The 13,633-nt window shown below is 46.1% G+C and carries 9 protein-coding genes and 1 tRNA gene; 3 read left to right on the top strand and 7 right to left on the bottom strand.

Features of this window, described 5'->3' with window-relative positions; translation table 11 throughout:
- Positions 1-634 precede the first annotated feature (634 nt).
- The 3 genes from AXF23_RS00890 to AXF23_RS00880 all read right to left on the bottom strand — a co-directional run bounded on the left by AXF23_RS00890 (position 635) and on the right by AXF23_RS00880 (position 3,611).
- Positions 635-964, bottom strand: a complete 330-nt coding sequence (locus tag AXF23_RS00890) for a heavy-metal-associated domain-containing protein (protein WP_009011656.1) — start codon at positions 962-964, stop codon at positions 635-637.
- Positions 965-1,008: 44 nt separating this feature from the next.
- Positions 1,009-3,072, bottom strand: a complete 2,064-nt coding sequence (locus AXF23_RS00885) for a TonB-dependent receptor plug domain-containing protein (protein WP_107623963.1) — start codon at positions 3,070-3,072, stop codon at positions 1,009-1,011.
- Positions 3,073-3,230: 158 nt separating this feature from the next.
- Entirely contained in the window at positions 3,231-3,611 is a 381-nt protein-coding gene (locus AXF23_RS00880; protein WP_107623962.1) for a hypothetical protein, read from the bottom strand.
- Between the two features lie 60 nt (positions 3,612-3,671).
- Here AXF23_RS00880 and AXF23_RS00875 point away from each other — a divergent pair, with 60 nt between their 5' ends.
- A complete protein-coding gene (locus AXF23_RS00875; protein ID WP_107623961.1) occupies positions 3,672-5,402 on the top strand; it encodes a GH25 family lysozyme in 1,731 nt (576 codons plus the stop codon).
- Positions 5,403-6,000: 598 nt separating this feature from the next.
- Here the strand turns inward: AXF23_RS00875 and AXF23_RS00870 are convergent.
- From AXF23_RS00870 to AXF23_RS00855, 4 genes are all read right to left on the bottom strand, one after another.
- Positions 6,001-7,611, bottom strand: a complete 1,611-nt coding sequence (locus AXF23_RS00870; protein WP_107623960.1) for a beta-N-acetylhexosaminidase — start codon at positions 7,609-7,611, stop codon at positions 6,001-6,003.
- A 187-nt stretch (positions 7,612-7,798) separates the two neighbouring features.
- Positions 7,799-8,614 (bottom strand): hypothetical protein, encoded by an 816-nt coding sequence (locus AXF23_RS00865; protein ID WP_107623959.1) that lies wholly within the window; start codon positions 8,612-8,614, stop codon positions 7,799-7,801.
- A gap of 124 nt (positions 8,615-8,738) precedes the next feature.
- The gene (locus AXF23_RS00860; RefSeq protein ID WP_107623958.1) at positions 8,739-10,022 is read right to left on the bottom strand and encodes a Na+/H+ antiporter NhaC family protein; all 1,284 of its coding nucleotides are present in this window, start codon (positions 10,020-10,022) and stop codon (positions 8,739-8,741) included.
- A gap of 437 nt (positions 10,023-10,459) precedes the next feature.
- Complete coding sequence (locus AXF23_RS00855; protein ID WP_107623957.1) at positions 10,460-11,524, bottom strand: LacI family DNA-binding transcriptional regulator; 1,065 nt, start codon at positions 11,522-11,524, stop codon at positions 10,460-10,462.
- A gap of 214 nt (positions 11,525-11,738) precedes the next feature.
- Here AXF23_RS00855 and AXF23_RS00850 point away from each other — a divergent pair, with 214 nt between their 5' ends.
- Both AXF23_RS00850 and AXF23_RS00845 read left to right on the top strand, forming a co-directional pair.
- Complete coding sequence (locus tag AXF23_RS00850; RefSeq protein WP_233251211.1) at positions 11,739-12,728, top strand: HAD hydrolase-like protein; 990 nt, start codon at positions 11,739-11,741, stop codon at positions 12,726-12,728.
- Between the two features lie 102 nt (positions 12,729-12,830).
- Positions 12,831-12,903: transfer RNA gene (locus AXF23_RS00845), tRNA-Met, on the top strand.
- The last annotated feature ends 730 nt before the right edge of the window (positions 12,904-13,633 follow it).

The following is a 13,633-nucleotide window of genomic DNA, read 5'->3' as shown; positions in this document are numbered from 1 at the left end:
CTCTGTGTTCTCTGTATGCCGGAGGCGTTCTGTGGGATCGAAACTGTGCGCAAAAAGGTTCTGTTAAATCTGTGAGTTCTGTGAGAGAAAAACCTCCCCAGCGAGTTGTTTGTGTGTCATCTCATAGAGTGGGTGCGTTCTATTTCTCACAGAATTACACAGAAGAACAGAACACACAAAGTCACACGGAGACATTAAGTCAACCGATATCACAGAACCTTACAGCCAAGATTAGCTATAACGTTCTGTGAATTCTGTATGCCGGAGGCGTTCTGTGGGCTCGAAATGTTGGTGGAAAAGTTCTGTTAAATCTGTGAGTTCTGTGAGAGATAATATGCCCCAGCGTAAGAGATAAAACTCCCCATGCCTCATGCATGCAGCCCAATAGGGGTAACCTCACATACTACGCCCCTCCCTGCGGGGAAGGGGCCGGGGGAGGGGCCGGCTGGTTACTTTTTTACCTCACCCCTCCCAACACACAAATCGACCATTACACAGACTGATGTAAGTCGTGTAATGGTCGATGGATAACGCTTGTTAGGGCAGCAGAACGTGTACTTTTAGGGCTTTTTAAGTCCCACCAAGTAAACGCAGATGGCCCTTACAATCAATTACTTAGAGGTTGTTTAGTTGATTACATATTGTCGCACTCCTCATTCTCGTGCACAGGAATCTTAGCTTCCTTAGTTGTTTTCTCAGCTTTATAACCAAACTTTTCAAAGTACTTCTTAATCTGCTCCTCGTTAGTCTTCTGTGCATCGTAAGTAACATAGACCTTCTGTTCGTTTACATCAGTCTTGATCTCCTTCACACCCTTAGCGAATCTGAGGTTGTTCTTGACCTTAGCTTCACAGTTAGCACAGTGCATCTGTGGTGTTGTCGTGTAGATAACGGTCTTAAGATTCTTAGCAGTTGCGATCATGGCAGTCATGACCAACAACATTGTGAAAATAGTTTTCTTCATATCCGAATTGTTTTTATGTATTAATAATATGTGTTTTGATATCCTTATTGTTGATGTTTTCCGAGATTGAGACGAATGCCCACGTATGCCATAGCACCCTGAATAGGTCCGTAGACCATTGTTGGCTCAAAGCTGTTATCCCATGGGTTTTGATAGCCAATGATAGGGTTTTTCTGTTTGAAGTTCGTAAGGTTCTCTCCACCGAGGTAGAGTGAGAAATTACGGAAATATCTTGTTATCTGTGCGTTAACCTGTCCGTAAGCCTTATAGTTGCGTTCCCAAGAGAGGTTACCAGTAGCGAGAGTGTAAGGCTCAGGCATACGTCCGCCACCATTCAAGGCCAAGGTAGCATCAAACTGCCACAGACCTAATGGCGTCTTATAGCTTGCTGTGAGCAGTCCCTTGTATCTACTCTGCAGCGGCTTCCACATCAGTCTACCGCCGTAGGTGGTCTTCACGAGGTTATAACGGTAGGCTGCTGTCAGTTCAAGGCCCTTGAAGAGCGGATAAGACGCATCAATCTGGAACGTATGCGAGTAGCTCTTACCATTGAGATTGGTAACATGAATCTCCTGCGGGTTCGTATCGTAGTCGATAACCGTCTGTGAAAGGAAATCGGTGTAATAGTACTCTGCGTTCAACTTCAGCATCTTCTGTGCGATAGGGATGAGGAAAGCGAAGCTTGCCCCATAGTTCCATGCCGCCTCCTGATTGAGCTTGTCGATGATAAGACGTCTACCAGAAGCCATGAGATAGTTGTTCTCAGCCAGTGCGTGAGGACTCCTGTAGCCTTTACCAGCCGATAGACGAAGGGTGAGGAAATCGGTCGGAACCCACTTTAAGTGAAACCTTGGAGTGGCGAAGGTGCCGTAGACATTACTATGGTCGATGCGTAATCCTGCCATAGCGATGAGCTTATTATGCAGGTTATAAGTGTATTGCACGTATGCGCCAGGTGTTGTCTCGCTCTCAATACCCCGTGTGAGCGGGTAGAGATTACCGTAGTTAGCAGGCACAGCAGAGGTTGGCAGGGTCAGACTCTGGTGCAGGTAGTCATGGTTAAGACTCAGTCCAGCAGAGAGGTTATGCTCATCAGTGAAATTAGTCTCAAAGATCAACGATGCGTAAGCAGTCTTTTCATTGACGTAATAGTCCTTGATACCATACGAAGCGTTCTGCTGGTGCATAGAAACATTCCCCATTAAGGCAATGTTCGTACCGTGTGCTGGGTCTAAGATAAAGGCATTCTTCATGTAAGCCTCATATCTGTTCGTACCGATATTGATGCGATAAGGCGTCATACCTGCCGTCATAGAGCCATGATGGTCGACCTGTCCGCTTGTGCGATCTTCCTTTAATAGCGACAAGCCAGCGTGCAACATGTAGCTACCCGACTTCCAATACCATCGGTTCTGAAGGTTATATTGCCTTACACGAGGGTCGTCTTGGAAGCCATCCCCATTACCATCATGCTTGCTCCAGTTGTTCTCGAAGTGGGCAAGAATCCCCGTACTAAGGTTCTTATTACCGTTGATATGGATGTTACCATCGGCATTTGCCTCGAATTTACCCATCGTACTACCATAGAGATTGAGCGTTACTCCCTCCGGATCTTCGGGCTTTAAGTATTCAACATTAATCTGTCCGGCCATTGCTTCATAGCCGTTTTTGACAGAGGAGTTGCCCTTACTGACCTGAAGACTCTTCATCCAGCTACCCGGAACATAGCCGAGACCGTAGGGGAGGGCCGCTCCACGGAAGTTAGGAAGGTTCTCTGTAAGCATCTGAACATACGTACCACTGAGTCCAAGAAGCTTCACCTGCTTTGCACCAGTGGCCGCATCAGAGTAGTTAACATCGACTGCTGGGTTGTTTACGAAGCTCTCACCAAGGTTGCAGCAAGCGGCTTTGAAGAGTTCATCTCGTAGGATGTCTTTCCCGTTGATAGCACCTGCGAGCGATCTCACTGATGCCCTTCTTGCGGTGACAGTCACGTCAGAGAGTGTCTGATCTTTAAGTGTTGCGGTAGAGTCAGGGGCAGTCTGCTGTGCTGCAGCTGGTAGGACAGACAATAGGGTCAGTCCTGCTAAATATATAATCTTATTCATTATTGTTTGATTACTTGATGTTTTAGAATTTGTGAATAGATGGGCAATATCAGTATATGGCGTAGACTGATACGGCCTTAGCACCTGTAATCACTTGAGATACAGGTAATAAGAATCCTCTGTCACCCCATTCTGCGGGCAACAGACACATCAAGAAATCAAATTAAAAGCGTGGTGAGGATACGAAGATATTGTCGTGGCGGACTATGCCAAAGCAACGACAACACCCTCTCTGGTGCCTTTGTCAGAACGGGCAAAGGCAGAAGCTGATTGCAGCTAACCATCTGTGGGAGAAGAGACAACTGTAAGGGTTGGAGCTTAAAGAAGCTACTCTGTGCCGTATTCGTAGGCGATAGCGTCTTTACAGTATACTTCATGCAATGGTCGGCCTTGCTCTCATTGCAGTGTCTCTTAGTCTCCGTCTTGGCAACAGACACATTCCCTGTATGCTCGCACACCATTACCATGATGCCCGAACCAATCCAAAGTATCATGACAGATAGCAGGATTGAGAGTGATATGTTGGCCAATTTCTTCATAAATAGGCTGCAAAGATAGAAATAATCATTAACTTTGCAAAGTTTTTAAAGGTTTTTTTAATGTTTAGTACGAGCCGTCAGAGGCGAATAAAGTATGTAGGAACTGGTATTTTACTTACTCTCCTATTTATATATATCATCTTTCGTTGTCTGCCTCCTTCAGTGGAAGAGGTAGATAAATGCGGTGTATCCGTTAGTCAAGAGACGTATTATGCTGTCGAAGCTAACGGCAAGACCGTGGCCTACTTTGCCGATTATGCTGACTCATCATTTGTCAGTGGCTCGGTGAACAAGGACTCTATCCCAACACGTAGCGTCCGACAACAAGGTTATTGGGTCAACCGTTGGCCCCTCATACCGTCTTGTCGGGGTCGTATCCTTATCCGATGGGACTATCGACCATCAACGATAGTCAACTTGAAGGGCGTCGGCGTGCAGCAACTCCTGCGTCAGACGGTGGCAAAGATGGACGGAGAGTTAGACGGACTACAGACCAAACGCAACGAGATGGGCTATTATCTGCGTGTTCATAGTGTGCAGGATTATGGCTACAACAAGGTTGCCGACTATAATGCGGAGGTCGTACATGCGATGGACTCACTACGAAGAATTATCAAAGTGTTAGACTCCACGCTCGCTACCTCAGCCCGTCTGCGTATTCTTCAGCTCAATCGTTACACCCTTCTGCCCTCATCAAAGAAAGAGAAAGGCGTTGCTTGCAACCGACTTGAGACTGATAAGGAGCAAGGAAGTGTACTCTTACAGACGGAGGATGCGTCAACACCGCTCGGTGTCTTCACTCCTTTGCAGAAAGCGGGTGGTTTAGCGGCATTGAAACGATACTATGCTCGTCATAGTCGTATTGTCGGCAATCTCTTAGTAGGCGTTCGTTTTGAAAGCGGCCGATATGTGGGCGAGATGGAGAAGGGTGTGCCCAACGGTTATGGAAAGTATTTTGGCGACGATGGAAGCTACTACGACGGTCATTGGAAAGAGGGGAAACGGAACGGATTTGGCATCTATGTGGCCCCACATGAGTATCTACAAGTGGGCGAATGGAAGGCGAATGTGTTTAAGGGCGAGCGACTTACGTATAATCCCGACCGTGTCTATGGCATCGACCTGTCGCGCTATCAGCACGAAGACCATGGTAAGGTCTATAAGATACATTGGGACAGACTGCGCATCACCGACCTCGGTACGCTGAGTACGAAGACTATTAAGGGGAGGGTAGACTATCCTGTTTCGTTCGCTTACGTCAAGTCAACAGAGGGTTGTACGGTGTTGAATGCCTACTACGGAGCCGACTACAAGGCCGCACGTGCGCATGGTATTCGTACAGGAACCTACCATTTCTTTTCAACGAAGTCGGCTGGTACAGCACAAGCTAAGTATTTCTTAAAGTACAGTAGGTTCTTGAAAGGCGACCTACCACCTGTCTTAGATGTCGAACCGTCTGATGCACAGATAGCAGCAATGGGTGGTTCGGCTGTGATGTTCCATCATATTCGAGCGTGGATGAGCTATGTCTATAAGCATACGGGTAGGCGTCCGATACTCTATATCAGCCAAGTATTCGCCAATACCTATATGCCCTTAGCCCCCGACTTAGGTGATAACTATCACGTGTGGATAGCTCGTTATGGCGAGTATAAGCCGAATTTCAAACTTGCCTACTGGCAGTTGAGTCCTGACGGGACGGTGCGTGGCATCCATGGTGGGGTAGACATCAATGTCTTCAACGGCTATCGCAATCAGTATGAGGAGTTCCTTAAACGCCATTGCTTCTAATACAGTCGTACGATAAACCGCTTGTTTACTGCGTGTTGGCAGTGTTGAACTATCTTACTGACGGATGGGTGCAGACAGAGAGATACCTCTGTTCCCTCTATGTTTACGCCTTCTATTGTAAAGAAAATTCCTCTCTTGATTTTAGAAGAGGCTTAACAATCTTGAAGAAGACGCCCCTCTTGCTCGTAGAAGACGCCCTTCTTGCCCCCTGAAGGGCATGTTCTCGCCCCTTGAAGAGGCCCTTCTCCTTTGCAATCGTGTAACTTCTTGAAAACAAATGACTTGTATGTGGTAGGAAGGGGGCGGTTATACCCTTTTCCCCCAAGCATTCTCTTGTGTGTTTTGTAAGGATATTTTAATATGAGAGAATGTTGAATACAAAGCTAAAAAACCTCAGTCAGTAGTAGAAAAAGATAGGATAAGATTTATTACTCCTATCAGTCATTGTGGTTAATAAGGTCGCTATCTAATCGACAAACAGTCTGTTAGCAAACAAAAAGAAAGCCGACAAGATATGGGGAGAGCCCCCACACCCTGTCAGCACAATCTATTGAGAAACTTAAAACACGAATTAGATGATATTAAAACACCATCGTAATTACTTCTTTTCTTTGTAGAGTTCTTGGCAAGTCTTCCATCCGAAGTGCTTGTAAAGCTCGTTCAGGCGGGTTTCACGGGTCTTGAAAGAAGCAAAGTCCTTCTTGTTATTCTCCGTCCAAGCCGTCTCTGCCATAGCAGCAACACGTGGGAGGAGCTGGAAGAAGGCGAGGTCGCGACCGATGATATACTCTGTCCATAGGTTAGCCTGAACTCCCTTAACATGCTTCTTCAACTCTGGTGCAGCGTCGTCAGGCACTGGGTTGTAGCTGTAAGTTGTCTCTACAGGGAGCATATTACCGATGAGAATCATGCGATTATCTGGCTTCTGATAGAAATCAAGGTAATAGTAAGTGGTCGGAGTCATGATGGCATCCAATCCACGCTTAGCCGCTTCAATACCGCCATTGACGCCACGCCAACTCATGACAGTCGTCCCCTTGTCTACATCACCCTCTAAGATCTCATCCCAACCGATGATGTTACGACCCTTAGACTCCAAGTGCTTGGCCACTTGATTCATGAAGTAAGCTTGCAACTGAGCCTCTGCAGAGAAACCATTAGAGCCTTTCAAGCCTAAACGCTTAATCTCAGCTTGACAGCGAGGACAGTGTTGCCAACGCACACGTGGGGCCTCGTCGCCTCCAATATGGATATACTTAGATGGGAAAATATCAACGATTTCGTCTAAGACATTGTTTACGAACTCGTAAGTCTTAGGGTTTCCAGCACAGAGAATGTCTGGGAATACACCCCATTGCTCGGCTACCTTGTATGGACCACCCGTACATCCAAGCTCTGGATAGGCTGCCAATGCACCGAGCATGTGGCCTGGCATGTCGATTTCAGGGATGACTGTGATATATCGATCAGCAGCATATTTGACAACCTCACGCATCTCGTCCTTTGTATAATAGCCTCCGTAAGGTGTGTCATCATAGAGTCCTGTCATACGACCGATGACGGTCTGCGCACGCTTTGAGCCTATCTCTGTCAACTTAGGATAGCGATCAATCTGCACACGCCAGCCCTGGTCTTCTGTTAAATGCCAATGGAAGGTGTTGATATTGTGGAGGGCCAACATGTCAATGAACTCTTTGATAAAGTCCATCTTGAAATAGTGACGAGCACAGTCGAGCATCGTACCACGATAGCCGAAGCGTGGATAGTCTACGATACGGGCTGCAGGGAAGGTGACGCTCTTGGCTTTCTCTAATGGTAAAGACTTGCGAAGGGTCTGCACACCATAGAATACACCACGTGGCGTCTTGCCTTCTATGGTGATAGTGTTAGCCTTGATGGTGATGACATAACCCTCTTCATTCTCAATCTTTGGGTTGAGCTTTAAGGTGATAGTGTTCCCCTTCTTGTTCTGATCATCGAGAGTAATACCCGTAGCCTCCGTGATATACTGTTTCAAAAACTCACCATTACGGCGCATCGCATCATCTTTGCTGGCTACGTTGATAGAGGTGAAAACTTCTAAAACGAATGGTGCACCCTTCTCAGCAGTGACACTCTGTGGGAGAGGAACTACCTGATAGTTCGCATCTGTGGCATGAAGCGAGATGCTCGCTACCATCAATGCCACTGATAGTAAGATTTTCTTCATCTTGATTAAACGAATGTTTTGTATTTAGGTTTTTATATTCTGGATTCTAACTATCCACGGACAAAGATACAAAAAATATCTGATAAAAAGCTTAATGAGGGTGAAAAGTGTAGAAAAACTACTTATTTAACTAAAATAAGAAAGCCTTGTCCGCTTGGGGCAAGGCTTTCTCTATGGTTGAACAGGGCTATTCCTCTATTTCAGAAAGGCTTCTAACGAAGTTGCGAAAGAAGTTACTTGTCGTCTCGATGGGTGCATATCTAACGTAGCGAAGACTGCGTCGTACGTTGCGTTGGAGCACTGTGTTGTTGTTTTGAACAAACCCTGCAGCGTTTTGTTTGAAGTGCCATTCATGCGCAGTGTCCCTTGCCAAGTCTGAAATACTGCGTAGTGTGAGTCGATAAGCATTAGGGTCAGTCTTCGTGACAAAGGGTAGCTCGTCTTCTTCAAAGCCAAAGACGGAGATGAGTACATTGCCTTGTAGCTCTGCCATCGCACTTAGTTGCAAGGTGTTCAGCCAGTTCTCAAGCTTCACGAAGTCTACTTTGTTGCCACGTATCCTTAGGTATTCGCCCATCGTGATGATACCTCCTAAGTTCATGCCACGTGTGAACATGGTCTCTGAATTGGATACAATGAGCTTTAAAAGGTCGAGGGCTTCGATGGAGGTGTCGATACTGTGGAGCTCATTATAGATGAGACTCTTTAGTCGTCGATTAAGTAGTGAGTTGCTAAGTCTGACGGTCTTCGGTATTCTCGCAGTCAGTGTCTTGCGCTCTTCTTGCTTTGCTTTGATGTCGGTAATGATGCTCTCTGGTAGGTTAAGGCCTTCGTCCATGGAGTGACGAGCGATACCATTGGTGAAGATGGGCATTACCTGTTGTGCTTCCACCATCTGTATGAGTCGTCTCCACTTGAAGGCTGACATCGGTTCGAGGCTCGACTGTGTGCCGAAAGCGCCTGAACAGAGGATACGAAAGAAGTTGCGTTGGATGATGTCCATCCCAGATGATTCTATTGGTTGCATGGAGTTGGGTGTTAGGTGATGGGTGTTGGGTGTTGATGGATGGGTGTTGGGTGTTGATGGAGAGTGTTGTTGGGTGTTGATGGAGGGTGTTGATGATATGTTATGAGTATCGGCGGGGGTAATGGAAGAGGATGGATAGTAGGGCGGTGATGCCTAATGCCATCGGATAATATAGGAAGGGAACGATGCTAACGGGGTTGATTTTGGCTAAGCCAGCCGCCATCAGTATCTGAGCACCGTAGGGTATCAGACCTTGAGCACAGCAAGAAAAGGTGTCGAGGATGCTGGCTGCCTTGCGTTTATCTACTCCGTAACGGTCGCCAATTTGCTTGGCTATACCGCCAACGGTGAGGATTGCGACTGTATTATTAGCCGTACAGATATCTACTAAACTGACGAGGAAGGCTATTGTTAACTCTGCTCCACGCTTGCTACTGACGTGACGTGTGATCTTCTTGATGAGGTAGTCGATGCCACCATTCTCTCGGATGATCTCTAACATACCGCCTGCCATCATCGTGATGATTATTAGCTCGCCCATGCCGGTGATACCTTTGCCCATACTACCAAACCATCCGTAGAGGTCGTAACTGCCATCAATGATGCCAATAGCGCCTGTGAGGACAAGACCTATGGTCAGAACGGCCATCACATTCATACCGAAAACAGCACAGATAAGCACAGCCATGTAAGGAATAACCCTATAGAAGTCGACGTGTGAGGTCTGTCCTACGGTGTGGATGTCCCTTCCCATGAATACATAACCTAATAGGATGAGGACGGCAGCAGGTGCTACAATGAAGAAGTTGACCTTGAACTTATCTGCCATCTTGCACTCTTGTGTCCTTGTAGCGACGACTGTTGTATCGCTGATGAACGATAGGTTGTCGCCAAAGAACGACCCTCCGACCACGATAGCGACCACGAAAGGCAGCGAGCTGTTGGTTGATGTGGCTATACCTGCGGCTATTGGCGTTAGTGCAACGATAGTTCCTACACTCGTTCCGATGCTTATTGAGATGAAACAAGCCGCTAAGAAGAGTCCTGGAAGCAGCATATTGTCGGGCAGAACAGAGAGAGTTAGGTTGACAGTAGCGTCGATGCTCCCCATATCCTTTGCCGAGTTAGCGAAGGCACCAGCAAGTACAAATATCCATAACATCATCATCATGTTATCTGTACTGGCTCCCTTAGAGTATATCTCAATACGTTTAGCGAGCGGAAAGCCCCCTGATATGGCGATAGCAAAGATACTCGATACCATGAAGGCAACGGTTATTGGCACCTTATAGAAGTCGCCTGAAACGATTGAGGTGACTAAGTATAGAACGATGAATACCAGCAATGGACTCAAAGCAAGGAGTCCTTTCTTATTTTCTGTCATGCTTTCTATTGCGTATTTAATGCTTTCTATAGAGGTTCTTGTCCCTCTATTGAATGACGACATGTCGTTGACTCGTGCCAACTGTCGCCTATTGATGCGTCATGTCTGGGCAGTCTTATATCCATGGTGATGGTCTTATAGTCTTATCAAGACCTACGAAACGGCCCTAATCTGACGTCCCCTCCTTTCGTACTCGTGCTTAACAGCTTTCATACTCATGCTTAACACTTTTTGTACTCATGCCTAACAGCTTTTGTACTCCTGCCTAACACTTTTCCTACTGAGCCTACTCTTTTCTCGTACTAAACGTTACCATCTCTTACATTAAGCGTTTACACTATCTTTTATTATATCTCCTTCCACCTTTTTCCATCCTCCTTTCAGCCTTTGTCAGGCTTGTTCTCCCCTCCTTCGGAGGGGTCGGGGGAGGTCCCAACTTACCCCCATTCCCTATGATAGAAGTCTATGTTCTCCCTTGTCAACAGGTCGATAGGCATATAGTTGACTGGTTCAACCTTCTTCTTCAGCACCAACGCACGGAAAAGGGAGTCTACACTGAAGTAGCCTTGTTGGTAGGCATGCTGCGCAATAAGGAACGATATGGAACCATCTCGCAGACAGTCAGCATTCTTATGCACCACGTCATAGCCCATAATCTGCACGTTCTTGCGACGAGTCTTCAGTAGGAACTTACCGACGATATGTGCTTTAGAATTAAAGGTGATACAATGGTGCACCTCAGGATGCTCACTAAAGAATTTCTCTAAGATATGGTCATAACGCTTCCTCTCCTCATCCAAGGGTAGATTAACCTCCAGTATCTTAATGTCAGGATAGTTCTCTTGCATATAGTTGCGGAACCCCACCTCACGATTCGCCTGTTGTCTACTTGCCATTTTCCCATCTTTTGTCTGCTTCATGAGCATGATGCTCTCCTCTCTCTGTGCTATGAGCATAAGCATCTTGGCTGCGAAATGACCGCTCTGAATGGAGTCCTGCCCATAAAAGGACAGTGGTTGCAGCGATGGCATAAAGGAGTCAAGCAGAATGAAGGGTATGTTCCTATCGTGTAACTCCTCTGTGAACTGCCGTGTAAGTTCTAATGTTGTAGGCACGAGGATTACTCCGTCTGGGTTCTTCCTTAGGCATTTTTGATAGGTCTCGACAAACGAGTGGGAGTCAAGACGGCTGTAATACATAATCTCTAAGTCAACATAAAAGTCCCTGCGAGCCTCGACTGCCTTCATAGCCCCTACCTCTATCTCTTCCCAATAAGCTTCACTACTGTGTTTGGGGATTAGACAATAGAACTTGTAACTCTTGTTGTAAGCAAGTGCACTTGCATATACATTCGGTTGGTAATTCATCTCCTTTAGCACCTTCTCTACCTTCTTCAGTGCTACTTCCGATACGTTCGGACGTTTATGTAATACCCTGTCAACCGTTCCTACACTTACTCCTGCGCGTTCTGCAATGTCCTTTATCCTAATCTTTTCTGCCATAAATAGGGGAAATGAATATATTACTTTTTACCGTGCAAATTTACTAATAATTGTTGGAATGTGCGAAAGCACAACTGTAGAAATTGTGCTTCTCTTCCCTTTTTTACTATATATAAGGATAGGTTTGGGGGTTATTAGGAAGATTTTGCTTACTTTTGTAGCTTGAAATTTGTCCAAGTCTGTCAAGGTGGGGATTATCAATAAGAGACGTGTTATGCGTTGTCTACTTTTGACAGAATGGTTTATATGTTTCGAGCAGAATATGTCTATCAAGAGTAAACTTCAACAACTATCGTTTCGCACAGGGGTTATCGTACTACTGATGTGCCTTCCTTTCTATGCACTCTCCTTTGTGCAAGTGTTTTTTCCAGTGTCTACAGCGACAAAGGGCATACTCTTCACCGTGTTCTTTGGACTGGCGAAAACCTTTCAATACACTGGTGTTGCGATTCTTGGTAAGGAGGGTTATAAGCGGGTGAAGGGCTATCTTAAAAGGAAGAAGCTGTCCAAGTCGAAGTCTGTTGAGGCCGTTGACGAAGCAAGGCCACGTTGTTGTCCAGACCTGTTCACGAACCCCAATATCCTTGCTGGTATACGTCTTGTCATCTTCGACTTTGATGGTACGCTCGGAGACTCCCAACGACTGATTACTGATACGATGCTTGCAACGATCGAGAAGTTACACCTTCCAAAGCGAACACGTGAGGAGTGTGCTCGAACCATTGGTCTTCCACTGAAAGAATGTTTCTCTTCTATTATCCCGATGAGCGACGAGAAGGCAGAAGAGTGTGCCGAGGTGTATAGCGAAATATTCAATATAAAGAACGTGCCGGGGGCTGTCACGATTTTCCCGGGGGTCTTTGAAACGCTTGATAAGCTGATTGCTATGGGCATTAGGATGTCGGTAGCGAGTAGTCGTAACCGTAGTTCGCTTGTTAAACTGATGACAGATTTGAAACTCACAAACTATATTAGCTTTCTTGTTGGTGCTGACAATGTGGTCAATAAGAAACCCGCAGCCGAACCAGTACTCCTCACCTTGCGTTGTTTCAACGTCGAACCGCATGAGGCACTCGTGGTAGGTGATACCGAATTCGACATCCTTATGGGACGCAATGCAGGTACACATACGTGCGGAGTAACCTATGGAAATGGGAGTCGTGAGAGCCTTGAAGCGGCAGGAGCGGAGTGGATAGTATGTTAAATAATGTATAATTCTTTGGTAGTATGGCATTAAATGCCTACCTTTGCACTCGCAATTCGGAAATACACTACGGTTTATTGAAGGGTTGACAATGGTTAATATCGCGGGTTGGAGCAGTTGGTAGCTCGCCAGGCTCATAACCTGGAGGTCGCATGTTCGAGTCCTGCACCCGCAACTTACAGCTTAGAAACGCTTAGTAATAAGGTTCCTAAGCTTTTTTTTTGCTCCTTTGTTTGAGTCCTTGTAGGGGGCTCTTGATACCGAAAAGAGCCGGCCCCTCCCCCGTCCCCTCCCCCGAAGGGAGGGGCGTAGTATGTGAGGTTACCCCTATTGGGCTGCTAACAAGGTTCTTGGGTTGTTCTTTCTCTCACTGAGGGTAGTTTTTTCTCTCACTGTGGGTATCTCTTTCTCTCACTGTGGGTATTTCTTTTTCTCACAGAACTCACAGATTTAACAGATTTTTTTGGCGCACATTTCGAGCCCACAGAAGGCCTTCGGCATACAGAATTCACAGAACGTTTCAGCTAAGATTGGCTGTAACGTTCTGTGATATCGGTTGACTTAATGTCTCTGTGGGCCTTTGTGTGTTCTGTTTTTCTGTGTATTTCTGTGAGAAAAAGAAATGTCCTCAGAGAGAAAAAGAAATGTCCTCCGTGAAAGAAAGAATTGTCCTCTGTGAGGGAATAAATACTAATCAAAAAGATAGTAACTGTCAAGATATTTCAGCAGCCACGCTCCTCTCTTTTCAAAGACACGCCCTTCTCTGTTGAAGAAGACGCCCTTCAACAATCGAGAACATGCCCTTCTTGCCCTAAGAAGGGCATGTTTTACAAGCAAGAAGAACATGTTCTTGAAAGCTAAATGTAATGTGTTGATTTCGTGAGGGTTATGGTGCGCTTTGTAGT

It is taken from the genome of Prevotella sp. oral taxon 313 (assembly GCF_003043935.1).
Classification (GTDB): Bacteria; Bacteroidota; Bacteroidia; order Bacteroidales; family Bacteroidaceae; genus Prevotella; species Prevotella jejuni.
The sequence above is the reverse complement of the archived record's forward strand: the minus strand, read 5'-3'. Positions and strand labels throughout refer to the sequence as shown.